The following is a 19,394-nucleotide window of genomic DNA, read 5'->3' as shown; positions in this document are numbered from 1 at the left end:
CGGCGCCCGGCCCCCCGGCCCGGAAGCCGCCCGGCCGCGGCGGCCCGCCCGCGGGAGGAGGGCGGCGACGGGCCGACCGTGCTCTACGGCTGGCATCCCGTGGTGCAGGCCCTGGGCAACGCCCAGCGCGGCCTGCACCGGCTGCTCGCCACCGAGAACGCGGCCGCGCGCCTGGAGGCCGAGTTCGGCGGCGCCGTGCGGATCACCCCGGAACTGGTCCGGCCGAGCGACATCGGCCGCCTGCTCGGCCCGGACGCCGTCCACCAGGGGCTGTACCTGGAGGCCGAGCCCCTACCCGCCCCCGGCCTCGACGATCTGCCCGCCGACGCGCTGCTGCTGGCGCTCGACCAGATCACCGACCCGCACAATGTCGGGGCGATCGTGCGCACCGCCGCGGCCTTCGGCGTGGCCGGGATCGTCACCACGGCGCGCCACGCGCCGGGCGCCACCGGGGTCCTGGCGAAATCCGCTTCCGGCGGCCTGGAACACGTGCCCTTCGTGACTGTCCGGAACCTCGCCGAGGCCCTGATCGAACTGGGCGAACGCGGCTTCACCCGGGTCGGCCTCGATTCGGACGCGCCCGAGAGCCTCGACGCGCTGACGGTCGCGCGGCCCCTGGTGATCGTGCTGGGCGCCGAGGGCAAGGGCCTGCGCGAGCGGACCCGGGGCTGCTGCGACGTCCTGGCCCGGATCCCCTTCTCGGGCGCGATCCGCAGCCTCAACGTCTCGAACGCCGCCGCCATCACCCTCTACGCCCTCGGCCGGAAGAGGGACTGACGGGACCGTGACGCGGCCGGACCAGTCCCCGAGCGGGGCCGCCGCGATACGTTCGGAAACACGGAACCGAGCCCGGAAGCCCCTGTTCCGCCTAGGCAATCTTCGCAACTTCCCGTAGAATACGCGGCGAGGGGGGCGTCGGCTCGAGGGCTGCGCCGGATGTTGGACGATGCGTTTACCTACGGCGGTTGGGCCCTCGGCCTGGTCGCCGTCGGTGTGTGGATTTGGCTCGCGCGGCGCGCCTTCCCGAACTTCGAATCCTTCGTGACGGGCTTCGACGACGAGCTCCGGCTCGGCGCCAGCCCGGAGGAGCGCGCGCGCAGCGCGCGCTGGCACCAGGTCCGTCAGGCCGCCATGGCCCTGACGGCCGTCGCGGCCCTGTGCCTGTCGATCGGCTTCGCGATTCCCGACTGAACCGGAAACCCCGGGGGCGGCCCCGGCCGACCGGGATCCGGCCCGGGTCCCGCTCCGAAGCGCACGGGCGCGCACCGTCCCTGTTCCGGGACCCCGGCGTGATGTACCGGATCCGCGGAACCGCCCCGGTACGGTCCGGGACGCGGAGGGAGCAGCCGACCGTGCCGCCAGCCGCCGAACGCCCGGTCGCCCCGTCATCCGGGGCCGCGCGGCCGCACGCCTCCGACATCGCGGCGCGCCTGGAGCGGCTGCCCATGTCGGGCTACCAGCGCCGGATCTTCGCGGTCATCGCCTCGGCGTGGCTCGTCGACCAGATCGACGTGGCGCTCCTGACCTTCCTGCTCGGCGCGATCGTGGCGGCCTTCGGCCTGACGCCCACCGAGGCCGGCCAGCTCGCCGCCATGACCTTCGCGGGCCAGCTCGTGGGCAACGTCCTCGCGGGCACCGCCTCCGACCGGTTCGGCCGCAGGGCGGTGTTCCAGGTGACCATGGTGGTCTGGGGGCTGGCGAGCCTCGCGGCGGCGGCCGCCTGGAGCCTGCCCGTGCTGATGGCCTGCCGGTTCCTGATCGGGGTCGGCGTCGGCGGCGAGGCGCCGGTGGCGCAGGCGATGGTCTCGGAGATCGTACCGGCCCGGGTGCGCGGCAAGTACATCGCGATCCTGGAGGGGTTCTGGGCGGTCGGCTACGTCCTCTCGGGGGCGATCAGCTTCTTCGTCCTGCCCCATCTCGGTTGGCGCTGGGCCTTCGTGGTGGTCGGCCTGCTGTCGCTCGTGGTGCTGGCGGTGCGCCGCACGATGCCGGAATCGCCCCGCTGGCTCGCCGAGGCGGGCCGCGAAGCGGAGGCGGAATCCGCGATGGCCGCGATGGAGCGGGCCGTGGAGCGCGCCACCGGCCGCCCCCTCCCCCCGGTCGCGCCGGCCCTGGCCGCGGCGACGGCGGCCGTGCCCGGCCCGCGGCAAGATCCGCATCAGGGTCCGCATCAGGGTCCGCACCGCGGCGCCGTCGCGACTCTGTTCGCGCCCGAATACCGCCTGCGCACCGTGATGGCGTTCGGGCTGTGGTTCTTCGCGCTGATCGGCTTCTTCGGCCTCAATTCCTGGATCGCCGTGCTGCTCAAGGAGCGCGGCTTCTCGATCGTCGGCTCGGTGGGCTTCGTCACCCTGATCACCCTCGGCGGCATCCCGGGCTTCGCCGCGGCGGCCGTGCTGCTCGAGCGGGCCGGCCGCAAGCCCACCACCGCCCTGTTCCTGATCTGCGCGGCGGCGGCGGCCTACCTGTACGGCAATGCCGGCGCCGGGACGGTGCTGACCGTCTCGGGCGTCGCCGTGACCTGGCTGTTCGTCGCCGGCTTCGTCATGCAGTTCTTCATGTTCGGCATGTGGAGCTGCCTCTACGCCTACACGCCGGAACTCTACCCGACCCGGGCCCGGGCCACGGGCGCCGGCTTCGCCTCGGCCTTCGGGCGGATCGGCGCCATCCTGGGGCCGATGATCGTGCCGGTGCTGGTGCGCGACCACGGCCCGGCCACCGCGTTCCAGGTCGGCGCCGGCGGCTTCCTGATCGCCGCCCTGCTGGTCCTGACCCTCGGCGTCGAGACCCGCGGCAAGGTGCTGGAGGCCGTCTCGCGCTGAGACGAGGACCGACCGGACACACAGCTCGATCCGCACAGGAGACTCGCGAACAATGCCCGTCGTGGACATGCGCAGCCGGCCGACCTTCCTGCACAGATTCTTCGGCGCCGAGCCGGACACGCCCGAGTTCGGCGTGGCCCGCTGGCTCAATGCCCGGGTCGGCAGCCGGGAGGTGGAGCACTTCACCCGCGGCGCGACGATCGAGGGCTTCCGTGCCGAGATGGACGGGGCCGGCATCGACGTCGCCGTCATGGTCGCCCGCTCGGTCCCGGGGGTGCGGGTCTCGAACGACGCCCTGGCGGAGGCCGCCCGGCACGACCCGAGGCGGCTGATCGGCATCGCCTCGGTGGATCCGGTGAAGCTCGGCCGCAAGGCCGCCCTCGCGGAGGCGCGGCGCGCCGTGACCGAGCTCGGCTTCAAGGGCATCAACCTCGATGCCGGCTTCTACCGCGAGGCCATGCGGGCCGACGACGAGCGCCTGATGCCGCTCTACGAGCTGTGCCAGGAGCTCGAGGTCCCGGCCTTCGTGATGTCGGGGCCGACGACGCCGGACCTGCGCCTCAACGACCCGCTCGCGGTCGACCGGGTCGCCAGGACCTTCCCGGCGCTGCCGATCGTGTGCTGCCACGGGTTCTACCCGCACGTCGCCGACATGGTGACGGTGGCGTTCCGCAACGCGAACGTCTTCGTCTCGCCCGACATGTACACGTTCGCGCCGGGCGGCGGCCTCTACGTCGAGGCGGCGAACGGGTTCATGAAGGACCAGTTCCTGTTCGGCTCCTCGTTCCCGTTCCGCCCGATGGGCCAGGGCGTCGCGGATTTCCGCGGCCTCGGCCTGTCCGAGGAGGCCCTGGAGGCCGCCCTCTGGCGCAACGCCGACCGGCTCCTCGGGCTCGGCCTCGCCGCGTAGGGAAAGCCCGGTTCGGGAGGTCCGGGACCTTTCGCGGGCGCGGCCCGCATGTCGGGGCACTGCCCCGACACCCCGCCGAAGGGCCGAGCTCTTCGGGATCCCGCGTCAGGCTGCGCGAACCCGGGTGAGGAAGGTCTCGACCGCGCCGCGCAGATCGCCCGCCTGCCGGGACAGGTCGGCCGCCGCGTGCAGCACCTGGGCCGAGCCCTGGCTCGCGGTGCCGGCCGCCGCGCCGACGCCCGCCATGTGCTTCGAGACCCCGCTTGTGTCCTGCGAGGTCTGCGCGGTGGTCCGGGCGATCTCCGCGGTGGCCGCGCCCTGCTGCTCGACCATGGCGGCGATCTCGGCGCCGATCCGGGCGAGGTCGCGGATCACCGCGGTGATGCCGCCGATCGACCGGACCGAGGCCTCGGTCGATCCGGTGATCTCCGAGACCTTGCCGGCGATCTCCTCGGTGGCCCGGGCGGTCTGCTCCGCGAGGTGCTTGACCTCGGCGGCGACCACCGCGAAGCCGCGGCCGGCCTCCCCGGCGCGCGCCGCCTCGATGGTGGCGTTGAGCGCCAGCAGGTTGGTCTGGCCGGCGATCTGCGAGATGATCGCGACGATCTCCCCGATGCTGCCGGCCGCCTGGGCGAGGCGGTGGACTTCCCCGGCCATGCCGTCCGCGCTCCGCGTGGCGGCCGCCGCGAGGTCCGCCGAGGACCCGACCTGCACGCCGATCTCCCGGACCGAGGCGGTGAGCTCCTCGGTGGCCGCCGCCACCGTGTCGGCCGATCGGGCGGCCGAATCGGCCGACACCGCCACCGCCCGGCTGAGATCGGTCGTGTCCTGGGCGGCGCGGGCCATCCCGTGCGCGGAGGCCTCCAGCTGGGCCGCCGCCGCCGAGACGGCCGCGACGATCCCGCCGACCTGGCGCTCGAAGCTGTCGGCGAGGCCGAGGGCGGCCGCGCGCTGGGCCGCCGCGGTCTCGGCGGCGAGCCGCTCCTGCGCGGCCCGGGCCGCCCGGCGCTCGGCGACGCTGTCGCGGAACGCCAGGGCGGCGGCGGCGATCGCCCGGACCTCGCGCGGCCCGCCGGTCGGGATGGTCATGTCGGCCGTGCCCGCGTCCCGGCCGATCGCGGTCAGCACCCCGGCCATCCGGGAGAGCGGACGGGCGATGGCCGTGCCGAGCCAGACCGCGAGGCCGGCCGAGAGGGCGAACAGGGCGAGGCCGCCGGCGGCCCAGAAGGCCAGCATCCGCCCGGCGCGGGCGTGCACCGCCCCCGCGGCCGCCACCAGGTCGGCGGTGAGCCGGTCCTCCACGCCCTTCAGGGCGTCGATGCGCTGCGTGGCGAGGCGGAACCACGCCGGCGCGTCGCGGAAGGCGAGGGGCGTCCCCGGCATCGTCTCCTGCGCGACCGTCCGCAGGCGCGCGACCTCGCGGGCCGGCCCGGTCGCCTCCGCGGCGTCGAGCAGGTGCGCCTGCCCGGCCTCGGCCCCGGCCCGGAACAGGCCGGCATAGGTCGCCTGCTCGGCCGCGAGGGTCGCGAGGCGGCGGGCGGCCGCGAGGTCGAGGTTGCCGGAGGCGAAGACCGCCGCGGCGACGGCCCGCTCCTGGCCGGCCGCCTCCTTCAGCGCCAGGAAGGCCGCGTAGGCGTTCGCCCGGGCGGCGAGGCCGGCCTCGTCGATCGCGCCGCCCATGGCCCGCACCAGCCCGAGCCCCTCCCCGATCAGGCCCGTGTAGTAGGCCACGGCCTGCGGCGTGGCCGCCGTCAGGGCGTCGACGGCCCGGCGCTGCGCGGCCAGTCCGGTGAGCGCCTGCGCGAAGCCCTCGCTCCGGGCCGCGAAGACCGGCCCGAAGCCCGTCGCGGCGGTCACGGCCTCGGGCAGTCCGGCGAGCGCCGCGTCGGTGCGCCTGCGCTGGGCCGCCAGTTCCGGACCGAACTGCGCGCCCTGCGCGCCCAGGAACAGGCTCGAGGCCCCGCGCTCCCGCTGGGCCTCGTGCACGAAGGCGCTGATCCGGGAGGCGAGGCCGACCAGGCCCTCAACCCGGTCCATCTCGGCCCGCCGCGCCCACTGGTCCGACACGGCGAGGCCGGCCGCCCCCGCGAAGGCGAGGCACGGGGCGAGCGCCACCGCCAGGATGCGGGCGCGGAGCGAGGCGAGGATCGGCATCGGAAGATCTGGAACCGTCCGGCAGGAGACGCGCCACCTTCCGGCCAAGTCATAAAAATCCGGTTATGGGTCTCGCGCGGATCCGGGACCGGTCTGCCCAATCAGGCGGCGTTTTGGGCCGCATCTGCCAATTCGACGTGCAGATCTCCCCAGGTCTTCAGCGCGCGGATGACCGGCTCGAGGGACCGCCCCCGCTCGGTCAGGCTGTATTCGACCTTCGGGGGAACCTCGGCATAGACCGTCCGGGTGATCAGGCCGTCGGCTTCCATTTCGCGCAACTGGTTCGTGAGCATGCGCTGGGTCACGCTGGCGAGGCGCCGCCGGATCTCGTTGAACCGCAGGGTCCCCTCCAGCAGGTGATAGAGGATCACGCCCTTCCACTTGCCGTCGATGAGCCGGAGCGTCGCCTCGACGGCGCAGCCGGGGCTGCAGGCCCCCGTGTGGCGGCGGGTGCGGGGCATGGGCGTCTCCGACGGTATCGTTTCCGGCACTAGCGGCGTTTTATGTGCGTACTTGCGGCCCGTGAAGGCGGGCGGCATCTCCTGCGGCGACAGCCCGAGGAGATCACCATGCGCGCCGTCGGCTACCGCAAGTCCCTGCCGATCACCGATCCCGAAGCCCTGGTCGACCTCGACCTGCCACAGCCGGCGCCCGGCCCGCTGGACCTGCTGGTGAAGGTCGAGGCGGTCTCGGTGAACCCCGTCGACACCAAGGTCCGGCGGCGGGCCGAGCCGGAGGCCGGCGGCGCCAAGGTGCTCGGCTGGGACGCGGCCGGCACCGTCGTCGCCGCCGGCGCGGAGGTCCAGGGCTTCGCCGCGGGCGACGCGGTGTTCTACGCGGGCGACCTCACCCGGCCGGGGACGAACGCCCAGTTCCACTGCGTCGATGCCCGCATCGTCGGGCGCAAGCCCGCGCGCCTCGACTGGGCGCAGGCCGCCGCCCTGCCGCTCACCGCGATCACCGCCTGGGAGACGCTGTTCGACCGGCTCGACACGGGCAAGCCGGTTCCGGGCGCCGCCCCGGCGATCCTGATCGTCGGCGGCGCGGGGGGCGTCGGCTCGGTGGCCATCCAGCTCGCCCGGGAACTCACCGACCTCACCGTGATCGCCACCGCGTCGCGGCCCGAGACGGCGGCCTGGTGCCGGGACCTCGGCGCCCACCACGTGGTCGACCATTCCAAGCCCCTGGCGGCCGAGGTGGCGGCCCTGGGGCTCGGCGCGCCGGGCCTCGTCTTCTCCACGACCAACACCGACGCGCACCTCGCCGCGATCGTCGAGCTCATCGCCCCGCAGGGCCGCCTCGCCCTGATCGACGATCCGGAGCGCCTCGATGTCGGGCTCCTCAAGCGCAAGAGCCTGTCGCTGCACTGGGAGTTCATGTTCACCCGCTCGATGTTCGCCACCGCCGACATCGCTGCCCAGGGCGCGCTCCTCGACGAGGTCGCCCGCCTCATTGATTCGGGCCGCCTGCGCACCACCCTGGGAGAGCATTACGGGCGGATCGACGCCGCGAATCTCCGGCGCGCCCACGGCCTGATCGAGAGCGGGCGCGCCAGGGGCAAGATCGTGCTCGAAGGCTTCTCGGAGTGAGCACGCGATGACGGAGGCGGCGGGGACCGGGATCTTCGACGTGGCGGCACTGGCGGCGGCGCTGCCCGACAGCGCCGGGACCCTCCTGGTCGACACCTACCTGACCGACCGGGAGGCCGCGAGCGCCCGGGTGTTCCGGGTCTACCGGCCGACGCCGCCGCACTACCACGCCACCTGCGACGAGTACCTCTACTGCCTCTCGGGCCGGGGCACCTTCTGGATGCGCGATCCCGCCGCGGTGACCGCGTTCGGCCCCGGCCAGCTCCTGTTCTTCGAGAAGGGCACGGTCCACGCGATGCCGGCGCTCGAGCCCGGGGACCCGGTGGTGTTCCTGTCGATCGACACGCCCCGCCGGGCGCCGACCGACATCATCTTCGTGAACCCGGAGGACGGGACGCCGGCCAGCTTCATGGCGCGCAACGCGGAGGGTTGAGGTCAGACCCGCAGGGAGCGCCCGGCCGCCGCCACGCCGACGAGCAGGGCCGCCACGATCAGGAGCGCCGCGGGGAGGCCGAGCGCCTGCGCGGCGAAGCCGATCAGGGCCGGGCCCGCCAGCACCCCGGCATAGCCCAGCGTCGTCACCGCCGGCACCGCCACGCGCGCGGCCATCGCCCTCTGGCGGCCGGCCGCCGTGAACAGGACCGGGACGATGTTGGCGCAGCCCGCCCCGACCAGCGCGTAGCCGGCGAGTGCCGCCTCCCAGGCCGGGACGAGGACCGAGAGCGCGAGGCCGACGGCCGCCAGCAGGCCGCCGAGGACGACCACGCTCCGGCGCCCGAGCCGGGCCACGACCCGGTCGCCCGCGAGCCGGCCGACCGTCATCGTCACCGAGAAGGCCGCGTAGCCGAGCGCCGCCCAGGCCGGATCGAGCCCCCGCTGCTGGATCAGGAAGACCGCGCTCCAGTCGAGGGCCGAGCCCTCGGTGAGGAACACCACGAAGCAGAGCAGGCCCAGGACCAGCACCGGGCCGCGGGGCAGCGCGAAGGCGGGGCCGCCGCGCGTCCCTCCCCTGTCCGGCGGCAGGATGCCGGGCCAGGCGGCGGCGAACAGGGCCGCGATGCCGGCGGTCAGGAGCAGCACGCTCCAGCCCGCGCCGAGGCCCGCCGCCAGCAGGCCGCTGGCGATCAGCGCCCCCAGGATGCAGCCGAGGCTGTAGAGGCCGTGGAAGCCCGACATCATCGGGTGCCCGCTCCGGCGCTCCACCGCGACCGCCTGCAGGTTCATGACGCAGTCCACCGCCCCCATCCCGGCCCCGAACAGCAGCAGCCCCAGGGTGAGCGTCACGAGCCCCGAGGCCGCGGCCAGCACCGGGAGGGCGAGGCCGAGGGCCAGCGTGCCGGCGAGCAGGACCGGCCGGAAGCCGAGCCGCGCGGCCGCCACCCCGGCGCTCGGCATCGCCAGGATCGAGCCGATGCCGAAGGTGAGGAGCAGCAGGCCGAGCCCCGCCGCGTCGAGGCCAGCGCGGTCCTTCACCAGCGGCACCAGCGGCGCCCAGGTGGCGTTGGCGATGCCGACGATCAGGAACAGCAGCCGCGTGGACAGCCTCTGCCGGGCCGCGGCCCGGTCGTCGGCCCCCGGGATGGCGACCGGATCGGTCAGGTCGAGTGCTGGCATCGATGCCTGTCGGGACTTGGATCTGTGGGCGGGATTGGGCGATGTGGATCTCAACTCCCGCGGTGCAACACCGAAGGTGGGCCAAGGTTTGGCGAATCGAGATCCGGCGAACTCGGGGCCGCCGGACTCCGATCGCGGCCGTTGGCTGCACGTCGTCGCCCGCGCAAGCGACGGGGCCCGGCGCGCGGCTCGTCAGCGTGGCGCCATCCGGATTGCTTGCGCTGCGCGCAAAGACGGCTGCGCGTTCACCGAGCGGTTGCCGACGTACGCGTTTCGTTCTAGCAAGGGCGGCGCATGACGGGCCTGCGTCCCGCCGGCCGCATCTTGCCGTGAGCCCCCGCGGGCTCGACATGAGGCCGGTGCGGCGGCTGGCCCGCGCGCGAATCCGACTCTGACCGCGTCGACGCCTCGAAAGACCGCCGCCCTCATGGCCAAAGCCCAAGCTGGAAGTCGTGTCGCAAGCCGCGCCGGCGCCGCCAAAGCCGCTCCCAAGGCGCCCCTCAAGGCAGCCTCGACGAAGGCAGGCTCAACGAAGGCGGCCCTGCCCAGACAGGCCCGCGCGAAGGGCGAAGCGCCCGCGGCCCGGACCGAGGCCGCCATCGACGCCAGGCTGGAGGCCCTGTTCGACGCCGCGCCGGCCCCCGTCGAGGACCGGCGGGTGATCGCGATCCGCGGCGCCCGGGAGCACAATCTCAAGAACGTCGACCTGACCATCCCCCGGGACAAGCTCGTGGTGTTCACCGGGCTCTCGGGCTCGGGCAAGTCGTCGCTCGCCTTCGACACGATCTACGCCGAGGGGCAGCGCCGCTACGTCGAGTCGCTCTCGGCCTACGCTCGCCAGTTCCTGGAGATGATGTCGAAGCCCGACGTCGACCAGATCGACGGGCTGTCGCCGGCCATCTCCATCGAGCAGAAGACCACCTCCAAGAATCCCCGCTCCACCGTGGGGACGGTCACCGAGATCTACGACTACATGCGCCTGCTCTGGGCGCGGGTCGGCATCCCCTACTCGCCGGCCACCGGCCTGCCGATCGAGAGCCAGACCGTCCAGCAGATGGTCGACCGCGTGCTGGAGCTGCCGGAGAAGACCCGGCTCTACCTGCTCGCGCCGGTGGTCCGCGGGCGGAAAGGCGAGTACCGCAAGGAAATCGCCGAGTACCAGAAGAAGGGCTTCCAGCGTCTGCGTGTGAACGGCGAGTACTACGCCATCGACGACGTGCCCAAGCTCGACAAGAAGTTCAAGCACGACATCGACGTGGTGGTCGACCGGATCGTGGTCCGCGCCGATATCGGCTCGCGCCTCGCCGAATCCTTCGAGACGGCGCTGGAGCTCGCCGACGGCGTCGCCGAGATCGTGTTCGCCGACGCCCCCGAGGGCGAGGCGCCCCGGACCATCACCTTCTCGTCGCGGTTCGCCTGCCCGGTCTCGGGCTTCACCATCGCGGAGATCGAGCCGCGTCTGTTCTCGTTCAACAATCCGTTCGGCGCCTGCCCGACCTGCAGCGGCATCGGCCACGAGATGCGGATCGATCCCGAGCTGGTGATCTCCGACCCGGCCCTGAGCCTGAAGCGCGGCGCGGTCGGCCCCTGGGCGAAGTCGACCTCGCCCTATTACGGCCAGACCCTGGAGGCGCTGGCCGAGCATTTCGGCTTCAAGACGGGCCTCCCCTGGCAGAGCCTGTCGGAGACCGCCCGCGCCATCGTGCTCTACGGCTCGGGCAAGCAGTCGATCCGCTTCGCCTACGACGACGGGTTGCGCAAGTACACGGTCAACAAGCCGTTCGAGGGCGTGATCCCGAACCTGGAGCGCCGCTACAAGGAGAGCGACTCGGACGCCGTCCGGGAGGAGATCGGGCGCTTCATGAGCGAGACGCCCTGCGCCGCCTGCGGCGGCAAGCGGCTGAAGCCCGAGGCGCTCGCCGTGAAGGTCGCCATGGCGGACATCGCCGACGTCACGGCCCTCTCGGTGAGCGAGGCGCACCGCTGGTTCTCGGAGCTGCCGGAGAAGCTGACCGCCAAGCAGAACGAGATCGCGGTCCGGATCCTGAAAGAGATCCGCGACCGGCTGACCTTCCTGGTGGATGTCGGCCTGGAATACCTGACGCTCGCCCGCGGCTCCGGCTCGCTCTCGGGCGGCGAGAGCCAGCGCATCCGGCTCGCCTCGCAGATCGGCTCGGGGCTGACCGGCGTGCTCTACGTGCTGGACGAGCCCTCGATCGGCCTGCACCAGCGCGACAACGAGCGGCTGCTCGGCACGCTCAAGCGCCTGCGCGACCTCGGCAACTCGGTGATCGTGGTCGAGCACGACGAGGACGCGATCCTGCAGGCCGATTACGTGGTCGATGTCGGGCCGGGCGCCGGCATCCACGGCGGCGAGATCATCGCGCAGGGGACGCCCGCCGAGGTGCTGGCGAATCCCGCCTCGCTCACCGCCAAGTATCTCACCGGCGCGATGTCCGTGCGCACCCCGACCGCGCGCCGCAAGGGCCGGAAGGGCAAGCTCGGGCTGTTCGGCGCAAGGGGCAACAATCTGAAGGACGTGGATGTCGAGATCCCGCTCGGCACCTTCACCTGCATCACCGGCGTGTCCGGGGGCGGCAAGTCGACCCTGGTGATCGACACGCTCTACAAGGCGGTGGCGAAGAAGCTGAACGGCGCCCTGGAGCACCCGGCGCCCTACGGGCGGCTGGAGGGGCTGGAGCACCTCGACAAGGTCATCGACATCGACCAGTCGCCGATCGGGCGCACCCCGCGCTCGAACCCCGCGACCTATATCGGCGCCTTCACGCCGATCCGCGACTGGTTCGCGGGCCTGCCCGAGGCCAAGGCGCGCGGCTACCAGCCCGGCCGCTTCTCGTTCAACGTCAAGGGCGGGCGCTGCGAGGCCTGCTCGGGCGACGGCGTCATCAAGATCGAGATGCACTTCCTGCCGGACGTCTACGTCACCTGCGACGTCTGCAAGGGCAAGCGCTACGACCGCGAGACCCTGGAGGTGAAGTACCGGGGCAAGTCGATCGCCGACGTGCTCGATTCCACCGTCGAGGAGGCGGCCGAGCTGTTCAAGGCGGTGCCGGCGATCCGCGACAAGCTCGAGACCCTGAAGCGGGTCGGCCTGCACTACGTCCATGTCGGCCAGCAGGCCACCACCCTGTCGGGGGGCGAGGCGCAGCGGGTGAAGCTCTCCAAGGAGCTGTCGAAGCGCGCCACCGGCCGCACGCTCTACATCCTCGACGAGCCGACCACCGGCCTGCACTTCCACGACGTCGCCAAGCTTATGGAGGTCCTCCACGAGCTGGTCGACCAGGGCAACACGGTGGTGGTGATTGAGCACAACCTCGAAGTGATCAAGACCGCCGACTGGGTGATCGACATGGGCCCCGAGGGCGGCGACGGCGGCGGCCGGGTGGTGGCCCAGGGGACGCCCGAGGCGATCGCGCGCGCGACCGCGAGCCATACCGGCCGGTTCCTGCGCGAGGTGCTGGAGCGGCGCCCCGCCTCACCGGCGAGCCGCGGTCGCGCCGCGGAGTAGCGCGGCGGACCGTCCCGCTCGGCGGCCGTCTCGGCTGGCCCGCCCCGCCGGCCGATCCCGGCGCGGCAGTTTCTGCCGGGTGCGGTCCGGAACCTGCCCGAGCGGGCGGTGATTCGAGCCGCGGGGCGCCGGTCCGAACCGGTTGCCGGCCGGTCCGGCGCCGGATTCCGGACGCCGCGTCCGGACCGGCCGCCTGCCCGATCGCCGCCCCGACCTTGCCGGATTCTCCCGCCGCCCGGCCCGACAACAGCTTGACCGTTCAACGATATTTTGCCGGACCCCGCGTTCGAGCAGGGTCTGTGGACAGTGTTGCATCGCCGCAAAAATGCGGCTTTTGCGCACCGGTTCGGCTGGTTGTGGCGTTTCGGCGAGCATTCCACTGTCTTTCCGCAGGTCTCTGTAGAATAGTCGCAGACGTTGAGACGGGCAGGCTCCGTGGGGGCGCTCGGCAGGTCCGAAGCCGGCAGCCGCGATAGGCGAGCAGACCGGCAGGGAAGTGCCGAATGCGGGACGGACGCCGTGTGACCTTGGGAAGGAATGAGAAAATGATGAAGAACTGGCTCGCGGCCGGCACGGTCGCGCTCACGGTCGGCATGACCTCGACGATCGCGCAGGCGCAGACCACCACGGTTCCCGGCGAGCAGGTCGGCCTCGCGGTCGGCGCGCCGCTGCCGGAAGGCCTCTACGCCATCAACACGTTCACCTACCGCCGCACCGACGGCCGGAACGATCCCGACACGGCCGTCAACATCCCGGTCCTGGTCTGGTCGACCCCGTTCGTGCCGTTCGGCGGCCGCGTCGAGCTGCTCGTGGCGCCCCCGACCGTGTTCGCCTTCACCCGCAACCCGGCGGGCGTGCGCAACAAGGACATCTCGATCAACGTCGGCACCTTCGTCGGCGGCATCTGGGCCTTCGACCTCGGCAACAACTTCGGCGTCAGCTTGCTCGGCGGCGCCTACCTGAACGACCTGAACGGCGACCGCGGCTCGATCATCACGCCGACCGGCGCGACGGCCACCCCGGTCCTGCCGCAGCTCTCCTCCAACACCTACCGCTTCGGCATCGCCGGCAGCTACACCGGTGACGGCTGGAACCTGACCGCCAACCTGACCGCCAACATCTACGACTCGCCCGGTCGCTTCCCCGGCCAGGTCGGCGCCGCCATCGGCCCGATCCGCCTGTCGGACTCGCTGAACTTCGACCTCACCGCGACGAAGAAGTTCGGCAACTTCGAGATCGGCCCGGTCGCCTACGGCACCTACAACTTCGACATCAGCCAGGCCAGCGCGGCGGCCGGCAACCGCGGCCGCTTCGCCATCGGCGGTCTCATCGGCTACGACTTCAAGATCTTCACCGTCCAGGCCTACGTCGCCCGCGACGTCGTGACCGGGCTCCAGACCACCAACGCGTTCGGCCGCACCCGCAGCGACTACTCCACCGACGGCTGGATCCGGTTCATCGTGCCGCTGTACTCGCCGGCCCCGGCCGCCTCGCCGGTCCCGGCGGCCCTGGTCCGCAAGTACTGAGACCCTCCCGAGACGCCGGGCTCCCCGCCGCCGCGCGGCGGGGGGCTCCCGGATCTCCGACAGGCCGTCCCCCGGGACGGCGCGCCGCCCGGCCCCGCCGGGCGGTTTTTTGTTGTGCCGGCCCCGCCGCGGGCCGCCCCGCGCGGGCCCGGCCATGGGTCGCAACCGGCCGCGGGTGACGCGGGCGGCGCGGACATCCTATGGTGTGCCGATTGCGCGGCTCCGGGGCCGACCGGGGCGCAGGCGGACGAGCCGAAGGAATGTCATGGCGACGCAGGGCGAGTGGAAGATCCCCGCGCAGGCCCAGCCCAGGCCCGCGGATTACGGCTACGACCTCGACCGGGCGCTCTCCGCCGTCCTGGCCCTGTCGGCGCGGATCCCGGAGAGCGCGTTCACGGCCGAGACGCTCGGCACCGAGCGCGCCGGCAACGGCGTGGTGATCCGCGAGGACGGGCTGGTGCTCACCATCGGCTACCTCGTCACCGAGGCCGAGAGCGTCTGGCTCACCACCCGGGACGGCCGCTCGGTGCCCGGCCACGTCCTCGGCTTCGACGCCGCCACGGGCTTCGGCCTGGTCCAGGCGCTCGGCGATCTCGGCGTGCCGGCCCTCCCGCTCGGCCGCTCGGCCGGGCTGAAGACCGGTGACCGGGCCGTGCTGGCGGGGGCGGGCGGGCGCCAGCGCTGCGTCGCCGTCGAGGTGGTCGCCCGGCAGGAATTCGCCGGCTACTGGGAATACGTCCTCGACGAGGCCCTGTTCACCGCCCCCGCCCACCCGCACTGGGGCGGCACCGCGCTGATCGGTCCCCAGGGCGACCTGCTCGGCATCGGCTCGCTGCAGCTGCAGCAGGGCGGCGCCGGCGCGGCGCGGCCGATCAACATGGTCGTGCCCATCGACCTGCTGACGCCGATCCTCGAGGACCTCGCCACGCGCGGGCGCGCCAACCGGCCGCCGCGCCCCTGGCTCGGCCTCTACGCCACCGAGAGCGAGGAGGGCATCGTCGTCATGGGCCTCGCCGACAACGGCCCGGCCGAGACCGGCGGCCTCCAGGCCGGGGACGTGATCGAGGCGGTGGCCGGCGAGCCGGTGGCCGATCTCGCCGCCCTGTTCCGCAGCGTCTGGGCCCTCGGCGAGGCCGGGGTGCGGGTCCCCCTCACGATCCGCCGGGAGGGACGCGGGGTGAAGCTCGCCCTCGTCTCCGGGGACCGGGAGCGGTTCCTGCGCACGCCCTCGCTGCACTGAGCCCGCAGCGCGCAACTTTCGCGCGGCGGGCGGCGTTGCCGCGGGTGCCGTCGCGGGTCTGTACCGGACACAACCTACGGCTCAGCGACGGTTCAGGTGGCGGGACCGAATCTGCAACCACCGGCTCCCGATCCGCCGGAAGCGTTGAGGAGATCCAGTCATGACGATTCTGAGCGCACCGCGCGCGAAGGCGCTCGTGATGGCCGCCGCGGTCGCGGGCGGCCTCGGGCTCGCGGGGTCCGCCGAGGCGGCCGGGGGCTGCGGCCCCGGCTTCCACCCCAATCCCTGGGGCATCTGCCGGCCGAACTGGGGCCCCCGGCCCTACGGCTACTGGCGGCGCCCGATCTACTACGGCGGGTACGGCGGCTATTACCGGCCGCGGCCGTTCTACCGGCCCTACGGCTTCTACGGGCCGCGCCCGTTCTACTGAGCCCGGTCCGGGCACGCGTGAGACGCCGGGAGGGCGTCCCGCCGACCGGTGGGGCGCCCTTCGCGCGTGCGGGGAGCCCCGCGCGACCCCGCATGCGCACAAAGAATGACCATTCGGAAACCTTGCCGGTTTCTTAAGCCGGTTATGCAATTCCCGCAGGTCTGGTGCTTGACCTTGCGCCTCCTGCTGCGCTGCGGTCGGATTATATGTGCGTTGCACCAACAAGAGGCAGCGATGCGCAATGGGGCGCCATCGTCTGCCTGAGCAGAGGTCACAGCACACCATGTCCGCCGCCCGTAGCGTCCTGAGCCGCGTCCGCGCCTATCTCCGGTACCGCGACACCGTCTCCCAGCTGTCCCGCCTGTCGGACCGCGATCTTGCCGATCTCGGCATCAACCGCAGCGAGATCCGCGGCGTCGCCCGCGTCTGATCCCAGCGCCCGAGTCACAGCACCCGAGACGAACGTCCCGAAGGACCGCCGCCCGTTGATCCGGACGGCGGTCCTTCGCTATTCTCAGACATGACACAGATCATCCACATCGTCGGCGGCGGTCTCGCCGGATCCGAGGCCGCCTGGCAGGTGGCCGAAGCCGGGCACCGCGCGGTGATCCACGAGATGCGCCCCGTGCGCGGCACCGAGGCGCATCGGACGGACGGCCTGGCCGAACTCGTCTGCTCGAACTCGTTCCGGTCCGACGACCCCGAGGGCAACGCCGTCGGGCTGCTGCACCAGGAGATGCGCAGCTTGGGCTCGCTGATCATGCGGGCGGCCGACACCAACCAGGTGCCGGCGGGCGGGGCGCTGGCGGTCGACCGCGAGGGCTTCTCCGCCGCGGTGACCCGGGCCCTGGAGCAGCACCCCAACGTCACTCTCGTCCGCGGGGAGGTCGAGGGCCTGCCGCCGGAGGCATGGGGCCCCTGCATCGTCGCCACCGGCCCGCTCACGGCGCCGGCGCTGGCCGAGGGCATCCGCGGGCTCACCGGCGCCGAGTCGCTGGCCTTCTTCGACGCGATCGCGCCGATCGTCCACCGCGACTCGATCGACATGGACGTGGCGTGGTTCCAGTCCCGCTACGACAAGCCGGGACCCGGCGGCACGGGCGCGGACTACCTCAACTGCCCGATGAGCCGTGAGCAGTACGACACCTTCGTGGCCGCCCTCGTGGCGGGCGAGAAGATCGGGTTCAAGCAGTGGGAGGGCACGCCCTATTTCGACGGCTGCCTGCCCGTCGAGGTCATGGCCGAGCGCGGCCCCGAGACCCTGCGCCACGGGCCGATGAAGCCCGTGGGGCTCACCAATCCCCGCGACCCGCTGGTCAAGCCCTGCGCGATCGTGCAGCTGCGCCAGGACAACGCGCTGGGCACCCTGTACAACATGGTCGGCTTCCAGACGAAGCTGACCTATTCCGAGCAGGTCCGGATCTTCCGCATGATCCCCGGCCTGGAGCGGGCCGAGTTCGCCCGCCTCGGGGGCCTGCACCGCAACACCTATCTCGACAGCCCGCGCCTCCTCGACGCCACCCTCCGGCTGAGGGCCCGGCCCTCCTTACGCTTCGCCGGCCAGATCACCGGCTGCGAGGGCTACGTCGAGAGCGCCGCGGTCGGGCTGATGGCCGGCCGCTTCGCCGTCGCGGAGGCGGCCGGCCGGCCGCTCGCCCCCCTGCCCCAGAGCACGGCCCTCGGCGCGCTCATCGCCCACATCACCGGCGGCCACCTGATGGCGGACGGCGAGGCCAACGCCCCGCGCTCGTTCCAGCCGATGAACGTCAATTTCGGCCTGTTCCCGCCGCTCGAGCGGGCCCCCCGCAACGAGACCGGCCGGCGCCTGCGCGGGCCCGAGAAGGCGGCGCTGAAGAAGCGCGCGCTCACCGACCGGGCCCGGGCCGATCTCGCTCTCTGGTTGGAGGGCGCGCGGGACGGTGCGGCGAGACCTGCGGCTGCAGAATAGCTGGCCGCACGGGGCTTGCACCGCCCGAGGCCTCATCATCCTGGGCGCACCATGACCGCGATCGACACCCGAGCCTTCCTGGCCGACCTGTACGAGCTGCGCGAGATCGGCCGGTTCCGCACCGGCGTCCACCGGCCGACCTTCTCGGCCGCGGACATGGAATCCCGCCGCTGGCTGATGGCCCGGCTCGAGGCCTGCGGCCTGGACGCTTCCATCGACGGGATCGGCAACGTGCTGGGGCGCCACCGCGGCCCCGGCCCGCACCTGCTGGTCGGCAGCCACATCGAGACGCAGAACGAGGCCGGCTGGCTCGACGGGGCGCTGGGCGTCGTGGCCGGGGTGGCGCTGGCCCGCGCCGGGCTGCCCGTCGACGTCGTCGCCTTCGCGGACGAGGAGGGGCACTTCTCCGGCGGCTTCCTGGGCAGCCGCTCGGCGATCGGCGACCTGACCGAGGCCGAGATGGACGACGCCCGCAACCGCACCGACGGCACGCCGCTTCGCGCGGCGCTCGCGGGTGCCGGCCTCGCCGGCCTGCCCCGGATGCGGCTCGACCCGGCCCGCTACCGCGGCTTCCTGGAGATGCACATCGAGCAGGGGACGCAGCTCGAATCCGCCGGCCTGCATCTCGGCGTGGTGAGCGGCATCGTGGCGATCTGGCAGTTCCGGATCGATTTCGCCGGCAACCAGGACCATGCCGGCGGCACCACCATGGCGGAGCGCCGGGATGCGGGCCTCTCGGCGGTGCGGCTGCTGGCGGCGATCGACCGGGAGTTCCCGAAGGTCTGCGGCCCGCGCAGCACCTGGACGACGGGGCGGATCACCCTGGACCCCGGCGGCTTCAGCATCATCCCGGGCCGGGCCGAGGTGTATTTCCAGTTCCGCGACGTGGCGATGCCGGTGCTGGAGCGGATGGAGGCCTGCCTGGAGGCGCTGGTGCGGGAATCGAACCGGCGCGAGCGCTGCCCGGCCACCCTGACGGCCCTGGCGAAGGCGGTCCCCGCCCCCTGCGACCCGGCCCTGATGCGCGCCCTCTCGGAGGCCGCCGAGAGCGTCTGCCCCGGCTCGTGGCAGGTGATGCCGTCGGGCGCCGGTCACGACGCCCAGAACGTCGCCCGGATCCTGCCGGCCGCGATGCTGTTCGTGCCCTCGATCGGCGGCATCAGCCACCACTGGGCGGAGGACACCGCCGACGCCGACCTCGCCCTCGGGGTGCGGGCCCTCGGCGACGCGGCGGCGCGGGTGCTGGCGGGCTGAGCGCGCCGCCCCGGACGCCCGCCTCGGCGCGTTCCGGCGGGCCCCAGGCCTCAGGCGCCCGGTATCAGCGACTGGATCGGGATCCGCTCCGGGCGGTATTCCTGCATGCCCCCGGTGATCCGCTCCTCGACGGCGTCGATGAACTTCTCCGGGTCGGTGATCGAGCACTGGCGCAGGTCCCAGAAGGCGTAGCGCCACCATTGCACCTTCAGGTAGCGCTCGATCAGCGCGTCGGGGAAGCGCATCTTCACGATCCGGGCGGGGCTGCCGGCCACGATCGCGTAGGGCGGCACGTCCTTGGTCACCACCGCCATGGCGCCGATCACCGCCCCGTCGCCGATCGTGATGTCGGGCATCAGGAAGGCGCCGTGGCCGATA

At 72.9% G+C, this 19,394-nt stretch carries 17 protein-coding genes; 13 read left to right on the top strand and 4 right to left on the bottom strand.

Annotated features, from left to right (window positions below; genetic code table 11):
* From ME121_RS29960 to ME121_RS29945, 4 genes are all read left to right on the top strand, one after another.
* Positions 1-777, top strand: a 777-nt coding sequence (locus tag ME121_RS29960; RefSeq protein ID WP_059410116.1) for a TrmH family RNA methyltransferase, incomplete at its 5' end; no start/stop codon positions are given.
* 159 nt (positions 778-936) lie between these two features.
* Positions 937-1,191: a hypothetical protein gene (locus ME121_RS29955; RefSeq protein WP_012318543.1), complete on the top strand. Its 255-nt coding sequence runs from the start codon at positions 937-939 to the stop codon at positions 1,189-1,191.
* A 161-nt stretch (positions 1,192-1,352) separates the two neighbouring features.
* Positions 1,353-2,822 carry an MFS transporter gene (locus ME121_RS29950; protein WP_043073525.1) on the top strand — a complete coding sequence of 490 codons (1,470 nt, stop codon included), beginning with the start codon at positions 1,353-1,355 and terminating at the stop codon, positions 2,820-2,822.
* Positions 2,823-2,874: 52 nt separating this feature from the next.
* Positions 2,875-3,732, top strand: a complete 858-nt coding sequence (locus ME121_RS29945; RefSeq protein ID WP_012318545.1) for an amidohydrolase family protein — start codon at positions 2,875-2,877, stop codon at positions 3,730-3,732.
* A gap of 105 nt (positions 3,733-3,837) precedes the next feature.
* Here ME121_RS29945 and ME121_RS29940 read toward each other — a convergent pair whose 3' ends face one another.
* Together ME121_RS29940 and ME121_RS29935 are read right to left on the bottom strand one after the other, a co-directional pair.
* Positions 3,838-5,886, bottom strand: a complete 2,049-nt coding sequence (locus ME121_RS29940) for a methyl-accepting chemotaxis protein (protein ID WP_053622230.1) — start codon at positions 5,884-5,886, stop codon at positions 3,838-3,840.
* 101 nt (positions 5,887-5,987) lie between these two features.
* Entirely contained in the window at positions 5,988-6,347 is a 360-nt protein-coding gene (locus tag ME121_RS29935) for a winged helix-turn-helix transcriptional regulator (RefSeq protein ID WP_012318547.1), read from the bottom strand.
* Between the two features lie 108 nt (positions 6,348-6,455).
* On the opposite strand from ME121_RS29935, the gene ME121_RS29930 reads away from it, so the two are divergent.
* The gene (locus ME121_RS29930; RefSeq protein WP_012318548.1) at positions 6,456-7,475 is read left to right on the top strand and encodes a zinc-binding alcohol dehydrogenase family protein; all 1,020 of its coding nucleotides are present in this window, start codon (positions 6,456-6,458) and stop codon (positions 7,473-7,475) included.
* A 7-nt stretch (positions 7,476-7,482) separates the two neighbouring features.
* Positions 7,483-7,908, top strand: a complete 426-nt coding sequence (locus ME121_RS29925; protein WP_012318549.1) for a cupin domain-containing protein — start codon at positions 7,483-7,485, stop codon at positions 7,906-7,908.
* Positions 7,909-7,910: 2 nt separating this feature from the next.
* Here ME121_RS29925 and ME121_RS29920 read toward each other — a convergent pair whose 3' ends face one another.
* Positions 7,911-9,089 carry an MFS transporter gene (locus tag ME121_RS29920; RefSeq protein ID WP_053622231.1) on the bottom strand — a complete coding sequence of 393 codons (1,179 nt, stop codon included), beginning with the start codon at positions 9,087-9,089 and terminating at the stop codon, positions 7,911-7,913.
* A gap of 427 nt (positions 9,090-9,516) precedes the next feature.
* On the opposite strand from ME121_RS29920, the gene uvrA reads away from it, so the two are divergent.
* The 7 genes from uvrA (at position 9,517) to ME121_RS29890 (ending at position 19,016) form a co-directional block, all read left to right on the top strand.
* Positions 9,517-12,618, top strand: a complete 3,102-nt coding sequence (uvrA, locus tag ME121_RS29915) for an excinuclease ABC subunit UvrA (RefSeq protein WP_029360892.1) — start codon at positions 9,517-9,519, stop codon at positions 12,616-12,618.
* Positions 12,619-13,163: 545 nt separating this feature from the next.
* Positions 13,164-14,144 (top strand): transporter, encoded by a 981-nt coding sequence (locus ME121_RS29910; protein ID WP_012318552.1) that lies wholly within the window; start codon positions 13,164-13,166, stop codon positions 14,142-14,144.
* 265 nt (positions 14,145-14,409) lie between these two features.
* Entirely contained in the window at positions 14,410-15,384 is a 975-nt protein-coding gene (locus ME121_RS29905; protein WP_012318553.1) for a S1C family serine protease, read from the top strand.
* Between the two features lie 160 nt (positions 15,385-15,544).
* The gene (locus tag ME121_RS29900) at positions 15,545-15,814 is read left to right on the top strand and encodes a GCG_CRPN prefix-to-repeats domain-containing protein (protein ID WP_012318554.1); all 270 of its coding nucleotides are present in this window, start codon (positions 15,545-15,547) and stop codon (positions 15,812-15,814) included.
* Between the two features lie 283 nt (positions 15,815-16,097).
* The gene (locus tag ME121_RS34485) at positions 16,098-16,244 is read left to right on the top strand and encodes a DUF1127 domain-containing protein (protein WP_012318555.1); all 147 of its coding nucleotides are present in this window, start codon (positions 16,098-16,100) and stop codon (positions 16,242-16,244) included.
* Positions 16,245-16,334: 90 nt separating this feature from the next.
* Entirely contained in the window at positions 16,335-17,762 is a 1,428-nt protein-coding gene (gene trmFO, locus ME121_RS29895; protein WP_012318556.1) for a methylenetetrahydrofolate--tRNA-(uracil(54)-C(5))-methyltransferase (FADH(2)-oxidizing) TrmFO, read from the top strand.
* A 51-nt stretch (positions 17,763-17,813) separates the two neighbouring features.
* Positions 17,814-19,016: a Zn-dependent hydrolase gene (locus ME121_RS29890; protein WP_059410115.1), complete on the top strand. Its 1,203-nt coding sequence runs from the start codon at positions 17,814-17,816 to the stop codon at positions 19,014-19,016.
* A gap of 50 nt (positions 19,017-19,066) precedes the next feature.
* Here the strand turns inward: ME121_RS29890 and ME121_RS29885 are convergent.
* On the bottom strand, positions 19,067-19,394 hold a 328-nt coding region (locus ME121_RS29885; RefSeq protein ID WP_491892913.1), incomplete at its 5' end, for an LbetaH domain-containing protein.

It is taken from the genome of Methylobacterium sp. ME121 (assembly GCF_000974725.1).
Lineage (GTDB): Bacteria > Pseudomonadota > Alphaproteobacteria > Rhizobiales > Beijerinckiaceae > Methylobacterium > Methylobacterium radiotolerans.
Note: the sequence above shows the minus strand (reverse complement) of the source record. Positions and strands in the feature narration are given on the sequence as shown.

Bases quoted from the DNA above. Each gene is read 5' to 3' on its own strand.
- ME121_RS29955 (WP_012318543.1), top strand. From the start codon at position 937: ATGTTGGACGATGCGTTTACCTACGGCGGTTGGGCCCTCGGCCTGGTC.
- ME121_RS29945 (WP_012318545.1), top strand. From the start codon at position 2,875: ATGCCCGTCGTGGACATGCGCAGCCGGCCGACCTTCCTGCACAGATTC.
- ME121_RS29940 (WP_053622230.1), bottom strand. From the start codon at position 5,886: ATGCCGATCCTCGCCTCGCTCCGCGCCCGCATCCTGGCGGTGGCGCTC.
- ME121_RS29935 (WP_012318547.1), bottom strand. From the start codon at position 6,347: ATGCCCCGCACCCGCCGCCACACGGGGGCCTGCAGCCCCGGCTGCGCC.
- ME121_RS29930 (WP_012318548.1), top strand. From the start codon at position 6,456: ATGCGCGCCGTCGGCTACCGCAAGTCCCTGCCGATCACCGATCCCGAA.
- ME121_RS29925 (WP_012318549.1), top strand. From the start codon at position 7,483: ATGACGGAGGCGGCGGGGACCGGGATCTTCGACGTGGCGGCACTGGCG.
- ME121_RS29920 (WP_053622231.1), bottom strand. From the start codon at position 9,089: ATGCCAGCACTCGACCTGACCGATCCGGTCGCCATCCCGGGGGCCGAC.
- uvrA (WP_029360892.1), top strand. From the start codon at position 9,517: ATGGCCAAAGCCCAAGCTGGAAGTCGTGTCGCAAGCCGCGCCGGCGCC.
- ME121_RS29910 (WP_012318552.1), top strand. From the start codon at position 13,164: ATGATGAAGAACTGGCTCGCGGCCGGCACGGTCGCGCTCACGGTCGGC.
- ME121_RS29905 (WP_012318553.1), top strand. From the start codon at position 14,410: ATGGCGACGCAGGGCGAGTGGAAGATCCCCGCGCAGGCCCAGCCCAGG.
- ME121_RS29900 (WP_012318554.1), top strand. From the start codon at position 15,545: ATGACGATTCTGAGCGCACCGCGCGCGAAGGCGCTCGTGATGGCCGCC.
- ME121_RS34485 (WP_012318555.1), top strand. From the start codon at position 16,098: ATGTCCGCCGCCCGTAGCGTCCTGAGCCGCGTCCGCGCCTATCTCCGG.
- trmFO (WP_012318556.1), top strand. From the start codon at position 16,335: ATGACACAGATCATCCACATCGTCGGCGGCGGTCTCGCCGGATCCGAG.
- ME121_RS29890 (WP_059410115.1), top strand. From the start codon at position 17,814: ATGACCGCGATCGACACCCGAGCCTTCCTGGCCGACCTGTACGAGCTG.